The organism is Actinotalea soli (assembly GCF_017565425.1).
Lineage (GTDB): Bacteria > Actinomycetota > Actinomycetes > Actinomycetales > Cellulomonadaceae > Actinotalea > Actinotalea soli.
Map to the genome: position 1 here is coordinate 473,023 of NZ_JAGEMK010000001.1, position 25,336 is coordinate 498,358.

The following is a 25,336-nucleotide window of genomic DNA, read 5'->3' on the forward strand; positions in this document are numbered from 1 at the left end:
GGTGCCCATCCTCGGCCGTGGGTCCCGCCCGTTAGCATCGTGCGGTGACCTCCCTGAACCTGACATCCAAGGACCCTGCCCGCCTCGACGTCGACGTGGTGGTCGTGGCCGTCGCGCGGACCGCCTCGGGGATCGAGGTGCTCGGCGACGCCCTCCCGCCCACGACCGCCCGCGAGCTCGTGGCCGCGGCTCAGGGCCTGGGCCTGACCGGTGCTGCGGACTCTCTGCACCGCCTGCCGAGCCACGGCGAGCTCCGCGCCCCCGTCGTCGCGCTGGTCGGCGTGGGCGAGGCCGGTCGGCCGCTCGCTCCCGAGGCCCTGCGCCGCGCGGCAGGTGCCGCGACCCGCGGCCTGACCGGGGTGGGCGCCGTGGGCCTGGCCCTGCCCGCCGAGGACGCCCAGCAGGTCGCCGCGGTCGCCGAGGGAGCCCTGCTCGGCGCCTACGCCTACACCCGCTACCGCAGCAGCGAGAGCCAGCCGGTCACCCGCATCGACCTGGTGACCCCCCGCGCCCGCGAAGCCGCGGCCAAGAAGGCCGTGGCCCGGGCCGCGATCCTCGCCGAGGCCGTGCACGGGACCCGCGACCTGGTCAACGCCGCGCCGCTCGACCTGTTCCCCGGCGCCTTCGCCGACCACGCCAAGGCCCTCGCCAAGGGCACCAAGGTCAAGGTCACCGTCCTGGACGAGAAGGCCCTGGCGGCCGGTGGCTACGGCGGCCTGGTCGGCGTCGGGCAGGGGTCGACCCGCCCCCCGCGCCTGGTCAAGCTCACCTGGGCCCCAGCGCGAGCCAAGCGGTCGGTCGCCCTGGTCGGCAAGGGGATCACCTTCGACTCGGGCGGCCTGTCCATCAAGCCCGCCAAGGGCATGGAGGCGATGAAGTCCGACATGGCCGGGGCCGCGGCGGTGCTGCACACCGTCCTGGCCGCGGCAGCCCTCGAGCTCCCGGTCAAGGTCACCGCGTGGCTCTGCCTCGCGGAGAACATGCCCTCGGGCAGCGCCCAGCGCCCGTCGGACGTCATCACCCAGCGCGGCGGCACGACGGTCGAGGTCCTCAACACCGACGCCGAGGGACGGCTCGTGCTCGCCGACGGGCTCGTCGCGGCCTGCGAGGAGAGCCCCGACGCCGTCATCGACGTCGCGACCCTCACCGGGGCTCAGGTGGTGGCCCTCGGCACGCGGGTCGGCGCCGTCATGGGCACCGAGGAGCTGCGTGACGCCGTCGTCGAGGCCGCAGGCGACGCGGGTGAGCAGTTCTGGGCGATGCCGCTGCCCGAGGAGCTCCGGGCGAGCCTGGACTCCAAGGTGGCCGACCTCGCCAACATCGGGGACCGGATGGGCGGCATGCTCGTCGCCGGGCTCTTCCTGCGGGAGTTCGTGGGCGAGACGCCGTGGGCGCACCTGGACATCGCCGGCCCGGCGTTCAACGACGGTGGGGCCCACGGGTACACCCCGGTCGGCGGCACGGGTGTCGCCGTCAGGACCCTGCTGCAGCTGCTCGAGGCACCGACCACACCCTGAGGCCCCGCGGCTCTCGCGCGTCGCGACGCCGCCCGTCGCTCGGGCTCAGCTCGAGCGACGGGCGCGCTGGCGCGAGTTCCAGTCCCGCATGCGCTGCGGGTACCCGGTGAGCTGCACGTCGTAGACAGGGATGCCCAGGTCCTTCGCGATGGCCCGGGCCGCGCGCTCGTCGGGGACGCGGCGGCGGGTCCACTCACCCGTGGTCGCGATGAGCACGACGGTCGCCTGCGTCACGTTGGTGACCGGCTCGAGGTACGCCTCCACGCCGACGCGGGTGCGCACGAACTCGGCCATGTGCTCGACGGCGGCCTCACGGGCCTGGCGTCCCGACACGGGCGCGCCGTCGGGCGTCGGGGCGGCACGTCGCCGGCGGAACAGTCCCATCCCCTTAGCGTACGGCGCCACGGACCCGGGCCCGGCAGCGGCCGACGCGGCGTCAGGCGCGGTGACGCGCTGCGCGAGGGCCGCCCGGGCCAGCCGCACCGAGTCATGGGATGAATAGTTGCGAGCGTCACACGCGCCGCGATCGTCTCCTGTTCACGCTCTCGCGCCGGTGATGACAAGATGGCACGAGAGCCCGACGCGCCGACACGCGCCACCACCGTCCGAGGAGAGTCTTATCGTGGCTGACAGCCCCACCGTCTACGACATCGTGGTCCTGGGCGGAGGGAGTGGCGGCTACGCCACCGCTCTGCGCGCGACCGAGCTCGGCCTGAGCGTCGCCCTCGTCGAGGCCGGCAAGCTCGGCGGCACCTGCCTGCACAACGGCTGCATCCCGACCAAGGCCCTGCTGCACGCGGCCGAGGTCGCCGACTCGACCCGCGAGAGCGAGAAGTTCGGCGTCAAGGCCTCCCTCGAGGGCATCGACATGGCCGGGGTCAACTCCTACAAGGACGGCGTGATCGGCCGCCTGTACAAGGGGCTCCAGGGCCTGGTGAAGGCCCACGGCGTCACCTTCGTCGAGGGCTACGGCAAGCTCGTCGCCCAGGACACCGTCGAGGTCGACGGCCAGCGCTACCAGGGCCGCCACGTGGTCCTCGCGACCGGTTCCTACTCACGCACCCTCCCGGGCCTGGAGATCGGCGGCCGGGTCATCACCTCGGACGGCGCCCTCGAGCTCGACCACGTGCCCTCCTCGGCGATCGTCCTCGGCGGCGGGGTGATCGGCTCCGAGTTCGCGAGCGTGTGGAAGTCCTTCGGAGTCGACGTCACCATCATCGAGGCACTGCCCAACCTCGTCCCGAACGAGGAGCCCGTCATCTCCAAGGCCTTCGAGCGGGCGTACCGCAAGCGCGGCATCGCCTTCTCGACCGGCGTCCGCTTCCAGGGCGTCACGCAGGACGACGACGGCGTGCACGTCACCCTGGAGGACGGCAAGACCTTCGACGCCGACCTGCTGCTGGTGTCCGTCGGTCGCGGTCCGCGCACCGAGGGCCTGGGCTACGAGGAGCAGGGCGTCACCCTCGACCGTGGGTTCGTGACGACGAACGAGCGGCTCCACACCGGCGTCGGCAACATCTACGCGGTCGGCGACATCGTCCCCGGGCTCCAGCTCGCGCACCGCGGCTTCGCCCAGGGCATCTTCGTCGCCGAGGAGATCGCGGGCCTGTCCCCCGCTCCGATCATCGAGTCCGGCATCCCTCGCGTCACCTACTCCGAGCCCGAGGTCGCCTCGGTCGGCCTGACCGAGGCCGCCGCCAAGAAGGAGCACGGGGACGACGCGGTCGAGACCCTCGAGTACAACCTGGGGGGCAACGGCAAGAGCCAGATCCTCGGGACGGCGGGCTTCGTCAAGCTGGTCCGCCAGAAGGACGGCCCGGTCCTGGGCGTCCACATGATCGGTTCCCGCGTCGGCGAGCTCATCGCCGAGGGGCAGCTGGTCGTCAACTGGGACGCGTACCCGGAGGACGTGGCGTCGTTGGTGCACGCGCACCCGACGCAGAACGAAGCACTCGGCGAGGCCTTCATGGCCCTCGCCGGCAAGCCCTTGCACGCCCACAACTGACCCCACCGAAGGAGGCGCGAGGTCATGTCTGACTCCGTGCAGATGCCGGCGCTCGGCGAGAGCGTGACCGAAGGCACCGTCACCCGCTGGCTCAAGCAGGTCGGTGACCAGGTGGAGGTCGACGAGCCCCTGCTCGAGGTCTCGACCGACAAGGTCGACACCGAGATCCCCTCCCCCTTCGCGGGGACCCTCACCGAGATCCTCGTCGAGGAGGACGACACGGTCGAGGTCGGCACCGCGCTGGCCACCATCGGCTCCGCCGACGAGGCCGGCGGCTCAGGTGACGCCCCGGCCAAGGCCGAGGAGGCACCGGCCGAGGAGGCACCCGCCGAGGAGCCCGCCACCGAGGAGCCCCAGGTTCCCGAGGAGGTGACCGAGGCCCCCGCAGAGCAGTCCGACGAGGCACCGGACGCCCCCCAGGAGTCCGCGGCCCCGGCCGAGGGCTCGCAGGGCGGCGGCGAGCAGGTCGAGATGCCGGCGCTCGGCGAGAGCGTGACCGAAGGCACCGTCACCCGCTGGCTCAAGCAGGTCGGTGACCAGGTGGAGGTCGACGAGCCCCTGCTCGAGGTCTCGACCGACAAGGTCGACACCGAGATCCCCTCCCCCTTCGCGGGGACCCTCACCGAGATCCTCGTCGAGGAGGACGAGACCGTCGAGGTCGGCACCGCCCTCGCGCGGATCGGCGGCTCGGCGTCGAGCGGCGGCGAACCTGCCCAGGCGGAGAAGGCGCCCGAGCCTGAGCCCGAGAGCACGTCCCCGGAGCAGGCCTCCACCCAGAGCACGGCGGCTCCTGAGGAGCCGGCGCAGCAGGAGCAGCCGGTCCAGGAGCCTCAGCCCTCGCCCGAGGCCTCGAGCACCACCGCGCCGGGTCAGACCGGCGACCGTGAGGCGCAGGACACCTCGGCGGCCGGCGGCGCGGCGCGTGCCGGTGGCTACCTCACCCCTCTGGTGCGCAAGCTCGCAGCGGAGAAGGGGGTGGACCTCGACGGGCTCACCGGCACCGGGGTCGGCGGGCGCATCCGCAAGGAGGACGTGCTCGAGGCGGCCGAGAAGGCAGCGGCTGAGAAGCAGAAGAGCGCCCCTGCTGCGGAGACCCCGGCTGCTCCCGAGGCCACCGAGCGCAAGGCCGAGGTCTCGCCGCTGCGCGGCACCACCGAGAAGGCCAGCCGCCTGCGCCAGATCATCGCCGAGCGCATGGTCGACGCGCTGCACAGCATGGCCCAGCTCACCACCGTGGTCGAGGTCGACGTGACCGCTGTCGCCAAGCTGCGCACCCAGGCGAAGAACGACTTCAAGGCTCGTGAGGGCGTCAACCTCACCTTCCTGCCGTTCTTCGTGCTCGCGGCGACCGAGGCGCTCAAGGCCCACCCCAAGGTCAACGGTGTGCTCGAGGGCAAGGAGATCACCTACCACGGTCAGGAGAACGTCGGCATCGCGGTCGACACGGAGCGTGGCCTGCTCGTGCCCGTGATCCGCGACGCCGGAGACCTCAACCTGGCCGGGATCGCACGCAAGATCGCCGACCTCGCCTCCCGGACGCGGGACAACAAGGCGACGCCGGACGACCTGAGCGGGGCGACCTTCACGGTGACCAACACCGGGTCGGGCGGGGCTCTCATCGACACCCCGATCGTCCCCGGCGGGACCTCGGCCATCCTCGGCACCGGCGCGATCGTCAAGCGTCCTGTCGTCGCGACCGACGAGTACGGCCAGGACTACATCGCCATCCGGTCGATGTGCTACCTGTCGCTGTCCTACGACCACCGCCTGGTCGACGGGGCCGATGCCTCGCGGTACCTCATGGCCGTCAAGAAGCGCATCGAAGAGGCGGACTTCGAGTCCGAGGTCGGCCTCTGAGCAGCAGCACCGCATGACGAGCACCGCGTCGCACCTAGACGCGTCAGCCGGGTCGGGCCCGGGTCCCTCAGGGGCCCGGGCCTGACCCGTCCTCGGCCGGGGGGCGCCCGCACCGCGACGGCCCCTCGCCGGGTGAGGCCCCATCCCTTACGGTGAGGCCATGCAGGTGATCATCGCGGGCTCGCACGGTCTGATCGGCACGGCCCTCGTCGAGCACCTCGCCGCCCACGGGCACCAGGTGCGACGGCTGGTGCGCCGCCCCGCGCGATGCTCCCGGGAGATCTCCTGGGACCCTGACGCGGGCGTCCTGGACCCGGAGGAGCTCCGCGACGCGCAGGCCGTCGTCAACCTGGGTGGCGCCGGCCTGGGCGACGCACGCTGGACCGCGCAGTACCGACGGACGATCCTGGCCTCCCGCACCGCGCCGACCGCGCTGCTGTCCCGCACCCTGGCCGACATGGACGGCGGCCCGCGGGTGCTCCTGCAGGGGTCGGCCGTGGGCTACTACGGCGACCGCGGGGACGCATTCCTCACCGAGGGCTCGGCTCCGGGAGAGGGCTTCCTCGTCGACGTCGTGCAGGCCTGGGAGGACGCCACGGCCCCGGCGGAGGCAGCCGGCGTGCGTGTCGCCCACCTGCGGACGGGCATCGTGATGTCTCGCAGCGGTGGCTCCTTCGGGCGACTCCTTCCCCTCATCCGCCTCGGTGTGGGCGGGCCGCTCGGCCGCGGGGACAACTACTGGCCCTGGATCACCCTCGCCGACCAGGTACGCGCGATCGAGCACCTCCTCGGGACCGAGGTCTCGGGACCGGTCAACCTCACGGCCCCCTCCCCCGCCCCTCAGCGCGAGATCATCCGCGCCGTGGCTCGCGCCCTGCGTCGCCCAGCCGTGGTGCCTGTGCCACGCCTGGCGCTCCGGATCGCCCTCGGTGAGTTCGCCGACGACATCCTCTCCTCGCAACGCGCGCTGCCCGCCGCCCTCACGGCCCACGGCTTCGAGCACGAGCACCCCGACCTCGCCTCCGCCGCCGCCTGGGTCACGCGCCGGCCAGCACCTCGCTGACCCGCCACCCTGCGGCCGACCGCTGGAGACGGAGCACCACCGTCGTCGGCTCGACCGACCCTGGAACCGCCCCGGCGGTGACGGTCCGCGCGCGGACCCGTACCTGAGCGGTCCGCCCGTCCCCGGCGCAGCAGCTGGGAGCCGGGTGGGCCGCCATGACCTCGACCTCGGCGTCCAGGCGCCCCTCGCCGTCGAAGATCCCCGCAGCCGCCAGGCCGGAGTACGTCCTCGCGTCAGCCTCGGAGGCCGGGGACCCCGGGACGGTGACCATCGCGAGGGCCCGGGTGTCCCCCTCGGCAAGGGCGGCGACCCGGCGCTGGGTCAGCTCGACCGCGGCGCCCACCGGGTCCACGACGACCGGTCCCCGCGGCACGGACGTCTGGGGACCGGAGGCCGGCGTCGAGACGGCGCCCTCGCCCCCGTCCCCGACCGCTCCGGCCCCCTGGTCCGTCGGCGCTCCTGCGCCGAGGACCGCCCCGGCGGTCGTCGCTGCCCCCGGCACGGCCTGCGCCCCGCTGCCGGTCACCATCTCCTCGTCACGGGCAGCGCTGGCACCGACGACGATCGAGCAGACCATGAGGCAGCCCACCAACGTGGCGCCCAGCGCGGGGGTGCGCAGCCGTCCCGGCCGACGGTGCCGGCCCCGCACGGCCCTCTCCCGGCGCACAGTCTCCTCGACGGCAGTTCCCGCCCCAGCGGGCGTGTCGGCCAGGAGCACGCGCGGCCGCACCGGGCTCGCGGGGGCCACCTCGACGATCCTGCGCGCGAGGTCACCGGGCGCAGGACGGCCTGCCGGATCCTGGGTCGTCGCCTGGCGCAGCACCTCGACCAGGCTGCCGCGGGCTGCGGCCCACGGGTCAGGCGGCGCACCCTGGGTGTCGAGCTCGTCGATGGCCAGGAGCTGGAGGCCGATGAGGGCGAGGGCGTGGACGTCCCCCGCTGGTCCGGCACCGTGGACCCGCTCGGGGGCGACGAAGCCGGGGGTGCCCTCCTCCTCGGGGTCGGCGCCGGAGAGCAGGTCGATCAGCACGGGTGACCCGTCGGGGGTGATGACGACGTTGCCCGGGGAGACGTCGCCGTGCACGAGGCCACGACGGTGCATCGCTGCGACCGCCTCCGCCAGGGGAGCGACCACCGAGACGACCTCGCCGACCGACCAGCGTCCCCGCTGGCCGCGGAGACGGCGCAGGTCGACCCCGGGCACCTCCTCGTAGGGGACCGCGAGGAGGCCGGGGGCGATCTCGACAGCCGTGCGGACCGTGGCCACGTGCGAGGAGTCGACGGCCCGCAGGCGTTCGACGCGTTCGCGGGCCCGCGCGGCCCGCCCCTCGGAGCCGACCCGGAGCAGGGAGACGACCAGGGTCCTGCCGTCGAGGTCCCGGGCGCGCCATCCGCGCTCCGGCGCGGGACCGGCCCCGAGCAGGACGAGGCCGTGCTCCGCGAGACGGACGGGTAGCTCTGGGGGTACGGCGCACGCCCCTGGGGCCGAGGTGCGGGCGGCTCCCGGCACAGGTCGTCCGGGTTCGAGGGGGACCGAGGTGATCACCTGCCCATCGCACCATCACCAAGCTGGCTCGCCGAGGTTGTCCACAGGCTCGGTCGGAGCAGCACCGCGAGGGTCGGTCATCTGGCCAGACACGAGCCTCAGTCGACGGAGAGGCGACGGCCCTCGGTGGCGCTGCGTCGCGCGAGGTCGAGCACGGCCGCGGTGCGGACCGCATCGGCGGGGTCGACGGGCACCGGTCCACCGGACAACACCCACTCGGCCACAGCGCGGTAGTAGTCGGCGTGGGTGCCTGGTGCGCGACGCACGGGCTCGCGGTCCTCCCCGTGCACCAGCCACCCCTCGTGGTCGGGCCCCGGGTCGAGCTGCGCGAAGGGGGTGGGCTCTCCCTCGAAGCTCGTCACCAGGTAGGCGCCCGCGCTGCCCAGGACCCGCGTCCGTGGCCCGGGCGCGCCGACCACCCCACCGGCCCACAGGTGGCTCAGGGTGCCGCCCGCGTGCTCGAGGGCCAGGAAGACGTCGTCCTCGGTGGGGGTCGTCAGCGCGCGCAGCTCGGCGTAGACGCTGGTCACCGGGCCGAACAGATCGGTCGCCGAGTCGACGAGGTGGGCTCCGAGATCCAGCAGCAGTCCCCCGCCGTCACCGACGGCGTTCTCCTTCCACCGGTCCTTGGGCACCGGGCGCCACCGCTCCCAGCGCCGCTCGAACCGGTGCACGGTGCCCAGGGACCCCTCGTCCAGGAGGCGCCGCAGGGTGCGCTGCTCGGAGTCCCACCGGCGGTTCTGGAAGACGGTGAGCGGCACCCCGGCCTCCTGGGCAGCCCGCAGCACGGTCCCTGCTCCGTCGGCGTCGAGCCCGAGCGGCTTGTCCACCACGAGGGGTCGGCCCGCGGCGACGACCTCGAGGGCGTTCTCGACGTGCCGCCCGGTGGGTGAGGCCACCACCACGAGGTCGAGCTCGTCCCCTCTGCCCAGCAGGCCCGCGAGGTCCGGGTGCACCCGGACCCCTGGCCAGTCCTCGCCTGCGGCCGCGATACGGGCCGGGTCGCGGGTGACGACGTCGGTCACCCGGTGACCGGCCTCCCGCAGCAGACGTCCATGGATCCCACGACCGGCGTCGCCGTACCCGACGACCCCAACGCGGAGGCTCAGCTCGTGATCTTCGTGTGCCATGGCCACCAGGATGCCCGACCCAGGTCGTGGACGAGACCTGGGACCAGCAGCGTGCGCACGATCAGCGTGTCGATCAGCACGCCGAGCGACACGAGGAAGGCCAGCTGGACCAGGAAGAGCAGCGGGAGCACCGCGAGCGCACCGAAGGTCGCGGCGAGCACCACGCCCGCACTGGTGATGACCCCTCCGGTGACCGAGAGCCCTCGTCGCACGCCGTCGCGGGTGCCGTGCACCAGGGACTCCTCCCGGACCCGGGTCATGAGGAAGATCGAGTAGTCGATGCCGAGGGCCACGAGGAAGACGAAGGCGTACAGGGGCACCGAGGCGTCGGCCCCGGGCATGTCGAGGACGTGGTTGAACACCAGGGCCGCGATGCCGATGGTCGCCCCGAGGGAGAGCAGGTTCGCCAGCAGGATGAGCACCGGGGCCACGACGGACCTGAGCAGTCCGACGAGGACCACGAGGATCACCGCGAGCACGGCAGGAACGATGACGCGAAGGTCGCGGGCGCTGGTCACCTGGGTGTCGAGCCTCTCGGCGGCGGCGCCCCCGACCAGCGCCTCGGGCGAGAGGTCGTGGGCCACGGCCCTCACCTCCTGGACGACGTCGAGGGCCTCCTGGCTGTCGGCACTCACCGCGGTGACGGCCTCGATCTGCACGCGACCGTCGACCTCGACCGGCGGGGCCTGCGGGTCGGAGGGGGCCCCGGGGGGTCCTGCCTCGGTGAGGGGTGCAGCCGCGATGACGCCCTCGATCTCGCCGATCGCCTCGGTGAGGTCGGTGAGGTCGGCGGCCGGGGCGATGACGACCACGGGCTGGACCTGCCCCGCGTCGAAGTGCTCGGCGAGCACCTCCTCCCCCGCGACGGACTCGACCTCGGTGAGGAAGATGTCGCTCTCGCTCGTGCCGCTGGCCTGGAAGGTCGGCAGGAAGGCCGCGGCGCCCAGGAGCGCGACGGTCGTGAGGACCCAGACCCGACGCGGTCGACGGCCGACGACCCTCGAGACCCGGCCCCAGACCCCCGAGCGGGCCTCGAGGTCGGCGAGGCTCTCGTGCTGGTCGAGCGGGGCGTCCGTGGGGCGGGGAACCCGCGGCCAGAAGACCGCCCGGCTGCGTCGGCCGCCCACCAGGAGCAGGGCCGGGAGCAGGGTGGTCGCGGCGAGGAAGGCCCCGACGATGCCGATCGCCGCGACGGGCCCGAGGCTCGAGTTGGACGTGAGGTCGGACAGGAGCAGGCAGAGCAGGCCGGCGATCACGGTCCCTGCGCTCGCGGAGATGGGTGCGATCGAGGCGCGCAGGGCGCGTCGCATGGCGGTGTGCGGGGACTCGACGCGTCGGAGCTCCTCGCGGTACCGGGCCACGATGAGCAGCGAGTAGTCGGTCGCCGCTCCGACGACGAGGATGAAGAGGATCCCCTGGCTCTGCCCGTTGAGGACCACGGCCCCGGCCTTGGCGAGCTGGTAGACGGCGAAGGCCGCCGCCGCGAGGCCGAAGACGGAGGTGAGGAGGACGGCGAAGGGCAGCAGCGGAGAGCGGTAGACGAGGACGAGGATGACGAAGACCACGACGAGTGCGACACCCAGCAGCAGACCGTCGATCCCTCCGAAGGCTTCGACGAGGTCGGCGATGGCTCCGGCGGGACCGGTCACCCAGGCCTCGAGCCCGTCCTGGCCGAGCTGGTCGGAGGCAGCCGCGCGCAGCTCGGCGACGACCTCGTTGACCACGCGCTCCTCGCCGACCTGCTCGTTGGCCCGGTCGGCGTCGAGGGCCACCGCCACGAGCACGGCCTCGCCGTCCTCGGAGGGGACGGGCACGACGGGGGCGAGCAGCAGGTCCCCGATGGTGAGGCCCTCGCCGAGCTCGATGGCCGGGATGCCCTCGGCGAAGGCCTCGACCTGCGAGAGCTGGTCCGCGGTGAGCTCCCCCTCCCCCTCGACGACGACGACGGCGGGCAGGCTCGCGTCCTGGACGAAGTCTCGCTGGGCCTGCGAGGCCTGCGTGGACTCGGCCCCCTCGGGCAGGAAGGACGCGGCATCGTTCTCCTGGACCTCGGAGAGCATGCCCATCGAGCTCCCACCCAGGCCGGCGAGGGCCAGCCAGACGACGAGGACTCCCAGCACACCCAGGCCGCGCACGGCACCTCGACGGGCACCACTCCCATTACTCAGCATGCTGAGTATCATGAACCCCTCTAGCCTGCTGGCACAACCTGGCAGCGAGGACGACCTTTGACGAAGCAGCGGGACGGCCGATCCGGCACCGACCAGTGGCCCACGGGCCGCCTGGTCTCCGCCGTCGCGCGCCGGATCGAGCGCGACTGGAACGCCCACCTCGCCCTCTGGGACCTCAACCACGCCAGTCTGCCGGTGCTCTTCATGCTGGCCCGGGGGCCGCGGTCGCAGCGCGAGCTCGCCGCCGCGTCCTCGGTGACCGAGCAGACCATGAGCCGGGTCCTGGCGCGCCTGGAACGCTCGGGGTACATCGAGCGACGCGCACACTCCGCCGACCGCCGTCGCTACGAGGTCGTGCTCACAGCCGCCGGCAGGACCGCGCTCGCCGAGGCGGGGGACGCCCGGCTCGCCGAGGAGATGAGCGTGCGCGGGCTCGAGCCCGCGCAGGTCGCCCAGCTCCGCGGGCTGCTCATGCAGATGATGACCGCCCGACCCCACCCCGGGGACCCCGTCCTCGCCGAGGTGGAGGCCGAGCACGCTCAGCGTGCCCGGGGTGCGCAGGGCCCTGCCTCCGGCCCGGCCGAGGACGGGCCCGCCGACGACGAGTAGCGTGCTGCCATGGAGTTCGTGGACCTGCGGCAGGGCGGGCGCCTGACCGAGTACGCACCGGTCTGGCACCAGCAGCGCGAGCTGCACGCCGCCGTCGTGGCGGGCCGCGCCCCCGACACGGTGCTCCTGGTCGAGCACGAGAGCGTCTACACCGCAGGCCGCCGCACCGCGAGCTGGGACCGCCCCACCGACGGCACCCCCGTGGTGGACGTCGACCGCGGCGGGCGCATCACCTGGCACGGGCCGGGCCAGCTGGTGGCCTACCCGGTCGTGCGGCTGGCCGAGCCGGTCGACGTCGTCGCCTACGTCCGGGCCCTCGAGCAGGCGGTGATGGACACCTGCGCCGAGCTCGGGCTGCCCACCCAGCGCGTGGAGGGGCGGTCAGGGGTCTGGCTCGGGGCCGAGGGCGGGCCCGGGGCACGGCGCGAGCGCAAGGTCGCGGCGATCGGGGTGCGCGTCGCGCGCGGGGTGACCATGCACGGCCTCGCCCTCAACTGCCGCCCCGACCTCGGCCCCTTCGGGCGGATCGTGCCCTGCGGCATCACCGACGCCGACGTCACCTCCCTCACGGCCGAGCTGGGGCGCGAGGTCACGATCGAGGAGGTCGAGCCAGTCCTCCGTGCCCACCTGGGCGACGCCCTCGCCCCGCTGCTGCTGGTCGGCCCCCAGACCAGGGGCACGTCGCCCGGCCCTGACGCGCACCTCACGCTGACGTAGGGTGATCGGGTGACGATCGCACCCGAGGGCCGCAAGATGCTGCGCGTCGAGGCCCGCAACGCCGCCACCCCCATCGAGAAGAAGCCCGAGTGGATCAAGACCCGGGCCACCATGGGGCCCGAGTACTCCGAGCTCAAGCAGCTCGTGAAGCGCGAGGGGCTGCACACGGTCTGCGAGGAGGCTGGTTGCCCCAACATCTTCGAGTGCTGGGAGGACCGCGAGGCCACCTTCCTCATCGGGGGCGACCAGTGCACGCGGCGCTGCGACTTCTGCCAGATCGACACCGGCAAGCCCGCGGACTTCGACGCCGACGAGCCGCGCCGCGTGGCCGAGTCCGTCCAGGCGATGGGCCTGCGCTACTCGACCGTGACCGGCGTCGCCCGGGACGACCTGCCCGACGGCGGCGCGTGGCTCTACGCCGAGACCGTCCGGCAGATCCACGACCTCAACCCCGGGACGGGGGTCGAGCTGCTGATCCCCGACTTCAACGCCCTCCCGGACCTGCTCGCCGAGGTCTTCTCCTCGCGCCCCGAGGTCCTGGCGCACAACCTCGAGACCGTGCCGCGGATCTTCAAGCAGATCCGCCCGGGCTTCCGCTACGACCGCTCCCTGTCGGTACTGACCGCGGCCCGAGACGCCGGGCTGGTCACCAAGTCCAACCTGATCCTGGGCATGGGCGAGACCTACGAGGAGGCCGCTGAGGCCCTCGCCGACCTGCACGAGGCGGGGTGCGACCTGGTCACGATCACCCAGTACCTGCGCCCCTCGGTCCGCCACCACCCGGTCGACCGATGGGTCAAGCCCGAGGAGTTCGTCGCCCTCTCCGAGGAGGCCGAGCGGATCGGGTTCCTCGGCGTGATGTCGGGTCCGCTGGTGCGCTCCTCCTACCGCGCCGGCCGCCTCTGGGGTCAGGCCATGCGCCGCCGCGGTGAGCGGATCCCTGAGAACCTCGCGCACCTCGCGGTCGAGCAGACGGCCCGTCAGGAGGCCGCGAGCCTGCTGCTGCGCTGAGCCACGCAGCGCAGGCCCGGTGAACCCCGACCGGCCGGGCCACTAGACTCCTTGCCCATGGCCCGTCAGAAGTCCGCAGCGTCCTCCCCTGCCCCCGACCAGGGCGGCAAGCCCGCCAAGGTCAAGAAGACCCGGTGGTACCACCAGATCTGGCAGGCCTACCAGATGACCCGCCGGGCAGACCCGGCCGTCACCTGGTGGATGCTCGCGGTCTTCGTCGGCGTCCTCGCCGTCGCGCTGGTCATCGGCCTCCTGGTCAACATGGTGATCTACCTGCTCGTGGTCGGTCTGCCCTTCGCCTTCCTCGGCGCCCTCTTCCTCCTCGCGCGTCGAGCAGAGGCCGCGGCCTACAGCCAGATCGAGGGCCAGCCCGGCGCGTCGATCTCGGCCCTGCGGACGATCCGCCGCGGGTGGGACTTCCCCGAGGAGCCCACCGCCGTCGACCCCCGCACCCAGGACCTCGTGTTCCGCGGCATCGGCCGTCCGGGCATCGTGCTCGTGGGCGAAGGACCCGCGCACCGCATCCCGAAGCTGCTCGAGGCCGAGCGGCGCAAGGTCAGCCGCGTCCTGCCCAACGTCCCGGTCATCCTCATCCAGAGCGGGCGCGAGGAGGGCCAGGTCCCCCTGCGCAAGCTCCCTCGGACCGTGCAGAAGCTGAAGCCGTCGCTGACCAAGCAGGAGGTCAGCGAGGTGACCAAGCGGCTCAAGGCGCTGGGCGGAGCCCGCCTGCCCGTGCCCAAGGGCGTCGACCCGTACAAGGCCCGCCCGGACCGCAAGGGGATGCGCGGGCGCTGAGCCCGTCCTGCCGCTGAGGCCCGTCCTGCCGCTGCGGCCTGTCGTCCCGCTGACCTGGGTCGTACCGCCGCGTCAGCGTCGCAGGATCGCGGTCCCGGCCGCCACGTCGTGCATCCCGCGGCCGTCACCGTCCCAGATCACGGCCGGGATGACCAGGGCGAGCAACGCGGTGCGGACCGCCGCGGACAGCAGACCCGGAGTGCCCGGCTGAGCACCTCCGGGACGCGGCGCCTGTGAGCCGGTCGACACCGAGACCCCCTGCGGGACGCACCGGACGACCGTCAGGCCCAGCATCCGGTGCCCCACGGTGTGCCCGAGGGTCGCGACCAGCACGAACGTCGAGACGGCGAAGATCGCCAAGGTAGCCATCGGGTGCCCTGCGAAGAACGCATTCGCGATGAGCAGCGAGAGCATCCAGTCCACGGCGAGGGCGACCATCCGGCGCGAGACCGGGGCCATGGACCCCGAGCCCTCCTCGGGCAGACCGAGACGAGACCTGCCCGCGGGCCCCTGACCGCCCGGGGTACCCTCCAGCCAGGACCCGAGGTCCTCCCGACGTGGTGTCATCGGGTCAGCCTAACGCCGTGGGCGTCAGGCTCCCGTGCTCCGCCCGGGGGCTCAGGTGCCGCGGAGTAACCCAGCCGAAACATGAGGTACACGGCGGAGAAACCCCCGCGGCCTACCGTCGAGTCGACGCCGCACACGCGCCTGCCGAGAGCAAGGAGAACACCGGATGTTCAGTTCCGCCGATGACGTCATGGCCTTCATCGAGAAGGAGGACGTCAAGTTCGTCGACGTCCGGTTCTGCGACCTGCCGGGCGTGATGCAGCACTTCAACGTCCCCGCCAAGACTGTGGACGCGAGCTTCTTCACCGAGGGCCAGATGTTCGACGGCTCGTCGATCCGTGGCTTCCAGGCCATCCACGAGTCGGACATGAAGCTGATCGCCGACCTGAGCACCGCCTACCTCGACCCGTTCCGGACCGAGAAGACGCTCAACATCAACATGTCGATCGTCGACCCGTACACGGACGAGCCCTACAGCCGTGACCCGCGCCAGATCGCCGCCAAGGCCGAGGCGTACCTCAAGTCGACGGGCATCGCGGACACCGCGTTCTTCGCCCCCGAGGCCGAGTTCTACATCTTCGACGACATCCGCTTCCACACGAGCCAGTCGGAGAGCTACTACCACATCGACTCGATCGAGGCGGCGTGGAACACCGGGCGCAAGGAGGACGGGGGCAACCTCGGCCACAAGACGCCCTACAAGGGTGGCTACTTCCCCGTCCCCCCGGTCGACCACTTCGCCGACCTGCGTGACCAGATCTGCCTCGAGCTCGACAAGCTGGGCCTCGAGGTCGAGCGCTCGCACCACGAGGTCGGCACCGCCGGTCAGGCCGAGATCAACTACCGCTTCGACGAGCTCGCCAAGTCCGCGGACAAGGTCATGCTCTTCAAGTACGTCGTGAAGAACGTCGTGCACGCCGCCGGTCGCACCGCGACCTTCATGCCCAAGCCCCTCTTCGGGGACAACGGCTCGGGCATGCACGTGCACCAGTCGCTGTGGAAGAACGGCGAGCCGCTCTTCTACGACGAGAAGGGCTACGGCGGCCTGTCCGACACGGCCCGCTGGTACATCGGCGGCCTGCTCAAGCACGCGGGCTCGCTGCTGGCCTTCACCAACCCGACGGTCAACAGCTACCACCGCCTGGTCCCCGGCTTCGAGGCCCCGGTCAACCTCGTCTACTCGGCCCGCAACCGCTCGGCCTGCGTCCGCATCCCGGTGACGGGGTCGAGCCCCAAGGCCAAGCGCATCGAGTTCCGCGTGCCCGACGCCTCGTCGAACCCCTACCTCGCCTTCTCGGCGATGCTGATGGCCGGCCTGGACGGCATCAAGAACAAGATCGAGCCCCCGGAGCCCGTCGACAAGGACCTGTACGAGCTGCCCCCCGAGGAGCACGCCTCGATCCAGCAGGTGCCCGCGTCGCTCGGCGAGGCCCTCGACGCCCTCGAGGCCGACCACGACTACCTGACCGAGGGCGGCGTCTTCACGCCCGACCTCATCGCGACGTGGATCGACTTCAAGCGCACCAACGAGATCGACCCGATCCGTCTGCGCCCGCACCCGCACGAGTTCGAGCTCTACTACGACGTCTGATCCTCGGGTCTCAAGGGCGCGCCCCTGAGCCTCTGACCTGCAGTTCCGGCACCCCCGTCGCCCTCGTGGCGGCGGGGGTGCCACTGTCTGTGCCACACGTGCGAGCGGCGGTCGACGCCCCCGGAGGGCCTCGGACGGTCGCCGGCATGCACCCGCGCATCTCCCGCGCGGCGCCGCGCACCGCGGCCCGCGCCGTCCACGGGGTGGGCCGCCGCCGGGCGCGCGGGGCGACCTCTTCGCGCACGCTGGCTCCCCCGGCACACCTCAAGGCCTACGATCCACGTCATGGCCAAGGCCCCGGCGATGTCCCCGTCCGACACCCCGGTCGAGACCGTCCTCGACGGGCTCGCCGAGGTCAAGCGTGCCGAGGCTGAGCAGCTCATGGGGCTCATGGCCGCGGTCACGGGTGAGCAGCCGCGGCTGTGGGCCTCCCGCATCATCGGCTACGGGCAGTACCACTACCGGTACGAGAGCGGCCGCGAGGGTGACGCCCCTCTGGCGGCCTTCGCCACCAACCAGCGGCAGCACACCATCTACCTGACGGCCGGCTTCGCCGAGCTCCACGCCACGCAGCTGGCCCGGTTGGGCAAGGTCAAGCACGCCACGAGCTGCCTCTACGTCACCCGGCTCACGGAGGTCGATCTCGACGTCCTGCGTGAGCTGGTCGAGCTCGGTGTCCAGGACGCCCGGCGCAACCACCACGAGCCGTCGGAGTAGCGAGACCTCACCACCCGCGTCGCCGACGGAGGCGCCCGTTCTCACAGCCGGCTCCCCCGGTGTGTGCGGGAAACGTTCCGCTGCGGAAACTCCTGGGCCCCTCCGGGGGAAACACGACCTTCCTAACGTCGTGGTCACGAGCCCCAGCAGGGGGGCGGGCACCCAGGAGGAACCATGGCGACACCGACGATCACCCGCTCAGACGGCACCGGGGACGCAGGTGGTCCGACCACGACGACCGCCGGCCCGACGGCGCTCGCGTACCGGCGAGGTCGCTGGATCGACAACTGGGACCCCGAGAACCACGAGCAGTGGACGACGGTGGGCCGACCGACCGCGCGCCGGAACCTGGGGTTCTCCATGGTGGCGGAGTTCCTGGGCTTCGCGATGCTCGCCCTCTGGGGCATCGTCACGCCACAGCTCCCCGCCGCGGGCTTCGCCTACACCGCCGACCAGCTCTTCTGGCTGATCGCCCTGCCCGGGCTCACCGGTGCGCTGATGCGGTTCGTGTACTCGTTCACCGTGCCGATCTTCGGCGGGCGCAACTGGACGGTGGTCTCGGCGCTGCTGCTGATCATCCCGGCCGGAGGGCTCGCCTGGGCGGTGAGCGACCCCGAGACGCCCTTCGGTCTCATGCTCGTCATCGCGTCGCTCGCGGGCCTCGGCGGAGGCAACTTCACCTCGTCGATGGTCAACATCTCGTTCTTCTACCCCGAGCGGGAGAAGGGCAAGGCCCTGGGCCTCAACGCCGCCGGCGGCAACCTCGGGACGGCCTGGGTGCAGTTCACCGTGCCGTTGGTCATCGTGGCCGCCGCGGGAGTGGCCCTCGAGCGGGCCGGGCTCATCTTCATCCCGCTGTGCGTCATCGCGGCCATCCTGGCGTGGCGCTACATGGACAACCTGTCCTGCGCGAAGTCGGACGTGAAGAGCTACATCCTCGCCACCCGCAACCCCCACACCTGGATCATCTCCTTCCTCTACATCGGCACCTTCGGCTCCTTCATCGGGTTCGCCAACACCTTCCCGACGCTGATGCGGATCCAGTACCCCGAGGTCACCGCCAACATCGTGTTCCTCGGAGCACTCATCGGGGCGCTGGTACGCCCGATCGGCGGGATGCTCTCGGACAAGGTCGGCGGAGCACGGGTCACCATCGCGGCCTTCACCCTCATGGCCATGGGCGTGATCGGGCTCCTCGCGACCTTCGACGTCCACTCGCTGCCCCTGTTCCTCGGCCTGTTCCTGCTGCTGTTCGCCGCGGCGGGGATCGGCAACGGCTCGACGTACCGGATGATCCCCGCGGTGTTCCAGATGGGCGTGACCGACGAGGGCGGCGCCCTTCGAGGGCGACGCGCCGCCGCCGGGTGCATCGGCCTGGCCGGGGCGATCGGGTCCCTCGGGGCGTTCTTCGTCCCCCGGATCTTCGCCATGGCGGGCATCGAGGGCGGGTTCGCCGTCTTCATCGGGATGTACGTGGTGATGGGCGCCCTGGTGTGGGCCGTCTACCAGCGTCGCGGCTCGGCCCTTCGTGCGGCCGCCATCTGACTCCCGGCGTCACGCGACTCGCCGCACCATCGGAGTCCAGCACCCGACCGGGGTCCTCGACACGTCGTCGAGGGCCCCGGTCCTCGTGCGCCCGCCGGGCGAGCCTGGACCGCCGGCGACCTCACACCCGGACCGTCTCGGCCGTGAGGTAAGTGTTTCGGACCGGAAACCTCCTCGTGTCCGCCCGAGAAACATGCGGTCCATAGCGTCGTCGCCAAGCCCCTCGTGGGGCAGACGACGCTGGGGGGAACCACCATGAGCGAGCACCCGACGCAGGCCGAGAGCACCACGACGACACCCGACGACGCGCGCCGGCACCTCGTGGTCGTCGGGGGCGGGATGGTCGCCCAGCGACTCGTCGAGGCCCTCCGGGACCGGGACGGTGCCGGGACCTGGCGGATCAGCGTCTTCGCGGAGGAGCCGCGGCCGCCCTACGACCGGGTCGCCCTGACCTCGTACTTCTCCGGGCGCGACGCCGAGGACCTCGCCCTCGGCGACCCCGCGCTGTGGGAGGACCCCCTGGTGACCCTCCACCGTGGGGTCGCCGTGACGGGCCTGGACCGCGAGGCCCGCACCGTCACCACGTCCACCGGACGGGCCGGCGCCGACCGGACGATCCCCTACGACGAGCTGGTGCTGGCCACCGGCTCGGGTGCCTTCGTCCCGCCGATCCCGGGCACCGACCTGCCGGGGGTCTTCGTGTACCGGACCGTCGACGACGTCGCGGCCCTGCGCGGATGGGTCGAGGAGCAGGGACGACGCTGGAACCGACCGGTGCGCGGCGCGGTGATCGGCGGTGGCCTGCTCGGCCTCGAGGCTGCTGGGGCCATGCAGGCCCTCGGCGCGCAGTCGACGGTCGTGCAGTTCGGCACCCACCTCATGTCCGCGCAGGTCGACCTCGGTGGTGGGGAGGCGCTGCGGCGCCTGATCAACCAGCTGGGGGTCGCCGTCCGCGTCAGCACCGCCACCACGCGCCTGCGCCCCAACCGGCGCGGCACGGTCGGTGGCCTGGAGTTCGCCGACGGCGGGCGGCTGGACGTGGACGTCGTCGTCGTCGCCACGGGCATCACCCCTCGCGACGAGCTCGCCCGCACGAGCGGCCTCGCCGTCGGCGCCCGGGGAGGCGTGGTGGTCGACGAGTCCTGCCGCACCGCGGACCCTCACGTGTGGGCCGTCGGGGAGGTCGCATGCATCGGCGGGTCCTGCATCGGCCTGGTCGCCCCCGGCTACGCGATGGCCGAGGTGGTCGCCGACCGGCTGCTCGGTGGTCAGGCGGTCTTCCCCGGGGCGGACACCGCGACCAAGCTCAAGCTCGCCGGGGTCGACGTCGCCAGCTTCGGTGACGCCTTCGCCCAGACCCCCGGTGCCCTCGAGCTCGTGCACTCCGACCCTGTCGCCGGGGTCTACACCAAGCTCGTCCTGTCCGACGACGCGCGCACCCTGCTCGGCGGGGTGCTGGTCGGGGACGCCTCCGCCTACGCCACCCTGCGCCCCATGCTCGGCCGGGAGCTGAGCGGGGACCCGTCGGCCTACCTGCTCCCCGAAGGGGTCTCGGGCCTCAGCCGGGGGGACGGCGACCTGCCCGACGACGCGACGGTCTGCTCGTGCAACAACGTCAGCGCCGGGACGGTCCGGGGCGCCGTCACCGAGCACGGCTGCACCGACGTCGCCTCGGCCAAGGTGTGCACGCGCGCCGGGACGAGCTGCGGCTCCTGCCTGCCGCTGGTCAAGAAGCTCGTCGGGGCCGAGCTCGCCAAGGCCGGGCTCGACGTCAGCACGGCCCTGTGCGAGCACTTCGCGCTGTCCCGCCGCCAGCTCTTCGACGCGGTGCGCATCACAGGTCTCCGGACGTTCAGCGACGTCCTGGGACGGCACGGTCACGATCAGGCCCCCGTGGGCTCCCGCGGCTGCGACATCTGCAAGCCGGTGGTCGCCTCGATCCTGTCCTCTCTGGACGACGGGCACGTCCTGGACGGGGAGCGCGCGACCCTCCAGGACACCAACGACCACGTCATGGCCAACCTGCAGAAGGACGGCACGTACTCGGTGGTCCCCCGGATGCCGGGCGGGGAGGTGACGCCCGAGGGCCTCATCGCCGTGGGTCAGGTGGCCAAGGACTTCGACCTCTACACGAAGATCACCGGAGGGCAGCGGGTCGACATGTTCGGGGCCCGCCTCGAACAGCTGCCCCTCATCTGGCGTCGGCTGGTGGACGCGGGCTTCGAGTCCGGACATGCCTACGGGAAGTCCTTGCGCACGGTGAAGTCCTGCGTGGGCTCGACCTGGTGCCGGTTCGGCGTCCAGGACTCCACGAGCCTCGCGGTCGCCCTCGAGCTGCGGTACCGCGGGCTGCGAGCCCCGCACAAGTTCAAGCTCGGCGTCTCGGGCTGCGCCCGCGAGTGCGCCGAGGCCCGCGCCAAGGACGTCGGGATCATCGCGACGGACCAGGGCTGGAACGTCTACGTGGGGGGGAACGGGGGCTTCACGCCGCGGCACGCCCAGCTGCTCGCCGAGGACCTCGACACCGAGACCCTGGTGCGGACCGTCGACCGGTTCCTCATGTACTACATCCGCACCGGCGACCGCCTGCAGCGGACGGCGCCGTGGATCGAGGAGGTCGAGGGCGGCCTCGGGGGCGTCCGCGAGGTGATCATGGAGGACAGCCTGGGCATCGCGGCTGAGCTCGACGCGGCCATGGCTGCCCACGTCGACCGGTACGAGGACGAGTGGCGGGCCACCCTGGACGACCCGGAGAAGCTCCAGCGGTTCGCCTCCTTCGTCAACGCCCCCACCGAGCCCGACCCGTCCCTGGCCTACGTCACCGAGCGCGGTCAGCGACGGCCGGCGACCGCCGAGGAGCGCGCCGCGGGGCTGGCCGTCGCGTCGAGCCCGACCCCCGCCGACGAACCCATGCTGGTCGCAGGGCCGACCCTGGAGGTGCGCGCATGAGCATCGAGGCCGACCCCGTCACGGCGCAGGACGCCTCAGGACCCGTGAGCCCGTGGATCGCTGTCTGCCAGCTGCAGGACCTCGTGCCCGAGCGTGGCGCGGCTGCTCTGGTCCGGGGTGAGCAGGTCGCCCTGTTCCGTCTGGTCGACGACACCGTCCGAGCGGTCCAGCACCAGGACCCCTTCACCGGGGCGCACGTCCTGGCCCGCGGCATCGTCGGTACCCGCGGCACCACTCCCACGGTCGCCTCACCCCTGCACAAGCAGGTCTTCGACCTCAGGACCGGCGGGTGCCTGGACCCCGCGGACGGGCCCACCCTGCGCACCTGGGACGTCCGGGTCGAGGAGGGCGTCGTCCTCGTCTCGGCCGCCCCCGAGTCCGGGGGGCCGTCATGACCGCCCTGATCGGCCTGGACCTCACCGACCGGCAGGTGCTGGTCGTCGGTGGCGGACCGGTCTCCGCCCGGCGGGCGACAGCGCTCCTCGCCGAGGGGGCGCGCATCCGCCTCGTGGCGCCCTGCCTGTGCGAGGACCTCGCCGCCCTCGCCGATCTCGGGGCCGTGGACTGGCGGGCCCGCGACGTGACGGCCGCCGACCTGGCCGACGTCTGGCTCGTGCACACCGCCACCGGGGACCGAGCGGTCGACGCGGCCGTCGCGCGCTGGGCCGAGGAGCGGCGCGTCTGGTGCGTGGTGGCCTCCGAGGCCACCGCGGGTACCGCTCGCACCCCTGCCACCGCACGGGAGGGCGACCTCGTGATCGGCGTCGTCTCCGAGGGCCTCCCCGACCCGGCCCGGGTGGCTGCGGTGCGGGACTCGGTGGCCGAGCACCTGCGCGACGGGGCAGACCTGCGTCGGCGACGGCGCGTGCCCGGCGCCCCCGGGCACGTGGTCCTCGTGGGTGGCGGCCCGGGTGCGGTCGACCTGCTGACCCTGCGGGCCCGACGCGCCCTGGCGGAGGCCGACGTCGTGGTCACCGACCGCCTGGGGCCGCGCTCGGTGCTCGAGCACCTGCCCTCGGCCGTCGAGGTGATCGACGTCGGCAAGACCCCCGGCCACCACCCCGTGCCCCAGCACGAGATCAACCGGATCCTCGTCGAGCAGGCCCAGCGCGGGCGCTCGGTCGTGCGGCTCAAGGGCGGAGACCCGTTCGTCTACGGACGGGGCGGGGAGGAGGTCCTCGCGTGCCGCGAGGCCGGGGTGCCGGTCGAGGTTGTCCCGGGCATCAGCAGCGCCCTCGCCGTGCCGGCGGCTGCCGGGATCCCTCTGACCCACCGCGGGACCGTCGCCGCCGTGCACGTGGTCAACGGTCACGACGGGCTCGACGAGTCCGCGCGCGTCGCCATGCGGGAACGCTCCGCCACCGTCGTCGTCCTCATGGGTGTCTCGGCCCTGGGGACGATGGCGGCCGAGGCCCTCGAGCACGGCACCGACCCGCAGACCCCGGTGGCCATCGTCGAACGGGGCACCACCCCCTCGCAGCGCGTGACCCGCGGCCCGCTGCAGGAGATCGCCGAGCTGGCACGGGAGGCCGGGGTGCGGGCGCCGGCGATCGTCGTGGTCGGAGACGTCGCCGCGCCGGGGCTGCTCGATCCGCCGCCAGCGGCCATGCTGGTCTCGTGACGGAGCAGCTCGCGCAGACGATGGCCGGCTGTGTCGTGCTCGTGACCGCCGAGAGGCGGTCCGGCGAGCTCGGCGCCGCCCTCGAGCGTCGGGGCGCCGTCATCCGGCACGCTCCCTCGTTGAGCATGGTCCCCCACCAGGACGACGCGGAGCTGGTCCGCGGGACCCGCGATCTCCTGACCACCCCGCCCGACGTCGTCGTGGTCACCACCGGGATCGGTTTCCGTGGGTGGATCGAGGCCGCCGATGCCGCCGGGGTCGCGGACGACCTCGTCGCGGTGCTGGGGGGAGCCCGGATCGTGGCGCGTGGGCCCAAGGCCCGCGGAGCGATCCAGGCCGCCGGTCTCCAGGCCGACTGGGTCGCCGAGTCCGAGACCTCGGCCGAGATCGTCGAGGCGCTCCTGGACGACGGCGTGGACGGCCTCCGGATCGCGGTGCAGCACCACGGCGCCGGCTCGACCGACCTCGACGAGGCCTTCAGCGCCGCGGGGGCCGACGTCGTGAGCCTGGTCGTCTACCGGTGGGGCCCGCCGCGCGACCCCGAGGCCGTCGCGGCCTCCACGCGGGCCACGGCCGCCGGTGAGGTGGACGCCGTCGTCTTCACCTCGGCGCCCGGGGCCGCGGCCTGGCTCGACTCCGCACGCGAGACCGGCGTGCTGCCCGAGCTCGTCGAACGGTTCCGCACGGGTTGCGCGGTCGCCGCCGCCGTCGGGCCCGTGACCGCGCAACCCTTGCGCGACGTCGGGATCGAGCCGATCGTGCCCGACCGCGGGCGCCTCGGATCCCTCGTGCGGACCCTCGTCGGGCACTTCGGCGGGACCCGGACCGTGGAGACGGTCGCGGGCTCCCTGGTCGTCCGCCGTGGCCACGCGGTCCTGGGCGGCCGCGTGCTGCCGCTCTCGCCCTCGGGGCTCGAGGTGCTGCGCCTCCTCGCCGACCATCCCCGCGAGGTGCTGACCCGCGCCCGGGTCCTCGAGGCCCTCCCCGGCGAGTCGCGTGACCCGCACGCCGCCGAGGTCGCGGTCGCCCGACTCCGCGAGGCCGCAGGGCGCGGCCTCGTCCGCACCGTGGTCAAGCGCGGCTACCGCCTCGACCTCGCCGAACCCACCCCCACGCAGGAGAGCACCCATGCCTGACCCGGTCCTCGTCGGCTGCTCGCACGGCACGGACGACCCGGACGGGCGGCTCGCGGTCGCCTCGATCCTGACCGAGGTCCGACGACGCCGCCCCGACCTGGACGTGCGCGAGGCGTTCGTCGACGTGCAGCGGCCCGAGGTCGCCGACGTCGTCGCCGACGCGATCACCGAGACCAGCAGGGCTGGTGCGCCCGGGACCGCCGTGGTCGTCCCCCTGCTGCTCTCTGCCGGGTTCCACGTGCACGTCGACATCGCCGCGGCGGTCGCCGGGCGCACCGCCACCGCCTCCGGGGCCCTCGGGCCAGACCCCCGACTGGTCGAGGTGCTGGTAGACCGCCTGCGCGAGGTCGGGGCGACCCGAGGGGACGCCGTCGTGCTCGCTGCGGCCGGCTCGAGCGACGGGCGTGCCTCGCTCGCCGTCGAGGACGTGGCCGGGCTGCTCCGGGAACGCTGGACCGAAGGCCCCGTGACGGTCGGCTACGGGTCCTCCGCGAGCCCCTCGGTCCCGGAGGCCGTCGCCGCGGCGAGAGCAGAGGGCCGCCGCGTGGTCGTGGCCGCCTACCTCCTCGCTCCGGGATTCTTCCACGACCGGCTCCGACGGGCCGGCGCGGACCTCCTCACCGACCCCCTCGCCCCCGACCCGCGGCTCGCCGACGTGGTCCTGGACCGGTACGCGTGCGCTGCACGCGCCGTAATCGGGCCTTGTCCGGGAGCGTGCCCCGCGCGCAGCGGCTGCGGCCGGGTCCGGGACCTGAGCGTCGTCTGAGCGCGGGTCGACCGGGCCAGCAC

General features: G+C 73.0%; 21 protein-coding genes. 16 read left to right on the forward strand and 5 right to left on the reverse strand.

Annotation, left to right across the window (positions count from 1 at the left end):
- Window positions 1-44: 44 nt before the first annotated feature.
- Window positions 45-1,517, forward strand: a complete 1,473-nt coding sequence (locus J4G33_RS02215) for a leucyl aminopeptidase (protein WP_208054240.1) — start codon at window positions 45-47, stop codon at window positions 1,515-1,517.
- Between the two features lie 45 nt (window positions 1,518-1,562).
- On the opposite strand, the gene J4G33_RS02220 is transcribed toward J4G33_RS02215, so the two are convergent.
- Complete coding sequence (locus J4G33_RS02220; protein WP_208054241.1) at window positions 1,563-1,901, reverse strand: oxidoreductase; 339 nt, start codon at window positions 1,899-1,901, stop codon at window positions 1,563-1,565.
- A gap of 238 nt (window positions 1,902-2,139) precedes the next feature.
- Between J4G33_RS02220 and lpdA the strand changes: the two genes are divergently transcribed.
- The 3 genes from lpdA (at window position 2,140) to J4G33_RS02235 (ending at window position 6,442) form a co-directional block, all read left to right on the forward strand.
- Window positions 2,140-3,522: a dihydrolipoyl dehydrogenase gene (lpdA, locus tag J4G33_RS02225; RefSeq protein WP_307793682.1), complete on the forward strand. Its 1,383-nt coding sequence runs from the start codon at window positions 2,140-2,142 to the stop codon at window positions 3,520-3,522.
- A gap of 24 nt (window positions 3,523-3,546) precedes the next feature.
- Complete coding sequence (gene sucB / locus J4G33_RS02230; RefSeq protein WP_208054242.1) at window positions 3,547-5,379, forward strand: 2-oxoglutarate dehydrogenase, E2 component, dihydrolipoamide succinyltransferase; 1,833 nt, start codon at window positions 3,547-3,549, stop codon at window positions 5,377-5,379.
- Between the two features lie 160 nt (window positions 5,380-5,539).
- Window positions 5,540-6,442: a TIGR01777 family oxidoreductase gene (locus tag J4G33_RS02235; protein ID WP_208054243.1), complete on the forward strand. Its 903-nt coding sequence runs from the start codon at window positions 5,540-5,542 to the stop codon at window positions 6,440-6,442.
- Here the strand turns inward: J4G33_RS02235 and J4G33_RS02240 are convergent.
- From J4G33_RS02240 to J4G33_RS02250, 3 genes are all read right to left on the reverse strand, one after another.
- Window positions 6,417-7,988 carry a protein kinase domain-containing protein gene (locus J4G33_RS02240; RefSeq protein ID WP_208054244.1) on the reverse strand — a complete coding sequence of 524 codons (1,572 nt, stop codon included), beginning with the start codon at window positions 7,986-7,988 and terminating at the stop codon, window positions 6,417-6,419. The two genes, J4G33_RS02235 and J4G33_RS02240, sit on opposite strands and share 26 nt — an antisense overlap.
- Window positions 7,989-8,086: 98 nt before the next feature.
- Window positions 8,087-9,118 (reverse strand): Gfo/Idh/MocA family protein, encoded by a 1,032-nt coding sequence (locus J4G33_RS02245; protein WP_208054245.1) that lies wholly within the window; start codon window positions 9,116-9,118, stop codon window positions 8,087-8,089.
- The gene (locus J4G33_RS02250; protein ID WP_307793683.1) at window positions 9,094-11,253 is read right to left on the reverse strand and encodes an MMPL family transporter; all 2,160 of its coding nucleotides are present in this window, start codon (window positions 11,251-11,253) and stop codon (window positions 9,094-9,096) included. The genes J4G33_RS02245 and J4G33_RS02250 overlap by 25 nt, the downstream gene beginning before the upstream one ends.
- A gap of 93 nt (window positions 11,254-11,346) precedes the next feature.
- Here J4G33_RS02250 and J4G33_RS02255 point away from each other — a divergent pair, with 93 nt between their 5' ends.
- Genes J4G33_RS02255 through J4G33_RS02270 form a run of 4 tightly spaced genes read left to right on the forward strand, consistent with a single transcriptional unit; the run spans window position 11,347 to window position 14,421 of the window.
- Window positions 11,347-11,898: a MarR family winged helix-turn-helix transcriptional regulator gene (locus tag J4G33_RS02255; protein WP_208054247.1), complete on the forward strand. Its 552-nt coding sequence runs from the start codon at window positions 11,347-11,349 to the stop codon at window positions 11,896-11,898.
- Window positions 11,899-11,907: 9 nt separating this feature from the next.
- Complete coding sequence (gene lipB / locus J4G33_RS02260) at window positions 11,908-12,615, forward strand: lipoyl(octanoyl) transferase LipB (RefSeq protein WP_208054248.1); 708 nt, start codon at window positions 11,908-11,910, stop codon at window positions 12,613-12,615.
- Window positions 12,616-12,624: 9 nt separating this feature from the next.
- Window positions 12,625-13,626, forward strand: coding sequence for a lipoyl synthase (gene lipA / locus J4G33_RS02265; protein WP_208054249.1), 1,002 nt, complete (start codon window positions 12,625-12,627; stop codon window positions 13,624-13,626).
- 57 nt (window positions 13,627-13,683) lie between these two features.
- Window positions 13,684-14,421, forward strand: a complete 738-nt coding sequence (locus tag J4G33_RS02270; RefSeq protein WP_208054250.1) for a DUF4191 domain-containing protein — start codon at window positions 13,684-13,686, stop codon at window positions 14,419-14,421.
- Between the two features lie 72 nt (window positions 14,422-14,493).
- Here J4G33_RS02270 and J4G33_RS02275 read toward each other — a convergent pair whose 3' ends face one another.
- On the reverse strand, window positions 14,494-14,988 hold the full coding sequence (locus J4G33_RS02275; protein WP_208054251.1) for an RDD family protein: 495 nt from the start codon (window positions 14,986-14,988) through the stop codon (window positions 14,494-14,496).
- A gap of 166 nt (window positions 14,989-15,154) precedes the next feature.
- On the opposite strand from J4G33_RS02275, the gene glnA reads away from it, so the two are divergent.
- The 8 genes from glnA (at window position 15,155) to J4G33_RS02315 (ending at window position 25,313) form a co-directional block, all read left to right on the forward strand.
- Complete coding sequence (gene glnA, locus J4G33_RS02280) at window positions 15,155-16,579, forward strand: type I glutamate--ammonia ligase (protein WP_208054252.1); 1,425 nt, start codon at window positions 15,155-15,157, stop codon at window positions 16,577-16,579.
- Between the two features lie 285 nt (window positions 16,580-16,864).
- Window positions 16,865-17,296: a DUF1801 domain-containing protein gene (locus J4G33_RS02285; RefSeq protein WP_208054253.1), complete on the forward strand. Its 432-nt coding sequence runs from the start codon at window positions 16,865-16,867 to the stop codon at window positions 17,294-17,296.
- A 174-nt stretch (window positions 17,297-17,470) separates the two neighbouring features.
- Complete coding sequence (locus J4G33_RS02290) at window positions 17,471-18,841, forward strand: MFS transporter (protein WP_208054254.1); 1,371 nt, start codon at window positions 17,471-17,473, stop codon at window positions 18,839-18,841.
- 255 nt (window positions 18,842-19,096) lie between these two features.
- Window positions 19,097-21,790, forward strand: a complete 2,694-nt coding sequence (gene nirB, locus J4G33_RS02295) for a nitrite reductase large subunit NirB (RefSeq protein WP_208054255.1) — start codon at window positions 19,097-19,099, stop codon at window positions 21,788-21,790.
- Window positions 21,787-22,185, forward strand: coding sequence for a nitrite reductase small subunit NirD (gene nirD, locus J4G33_RS02300; RefSeq protein WP_208054256.1), 399 nt, complete (start codon window positions 21,787-21,789; stop codon window positions 22,183-22,185). The genes nirB and nirD overlap by 4 nt, the downstream gene beginning before the upstream one ends.
- Complete coding sequence (cobA, locus tag J4G33_RS02305) at window positions 22,182-23,411, forward strand: uroporphyrinogen-III C-methyltransferase (protein WP_208054257.1); 1,230 nt, start codon at window positions 22,182-22,184, stop codon at window positions 23,409-23,411. The genes nirD and cobA overlap by 4 nt, the downstream gene beginning before the upstream one ends.
- A gap of 20 nt (window positions 23,412-23,431) precedes the next feature.
- Window positions 23,432-24,547: a uroporphyrinogen-III synthase gene (locus J4G33_RS02310; RefSeq protein ID WP_208054656.1), complete on the forward strand. Its 1,116-nt coding sequence runs from the start codon at window positions 23,432-23,434 to the stop codon at window positions 24,545-24,547.
- On the forward strand, window positions 24,540-25,313 hold the full coding sequence (locus J4G33_RS02315; RefSeq protein WP_208054258.1) for a sirohydrochlorin chelatase: 774 nt from the start codon (window positions 24,540-24,542) through the stop codon (window positions 25,311-25,313). Before J4G33_RS02310 ends, J4G33_RS02315 begins: the two co-directional genes overlap by 8 nt.
- Window positions 25,314-25,336 lie beyond the last annotated feature (23 nt).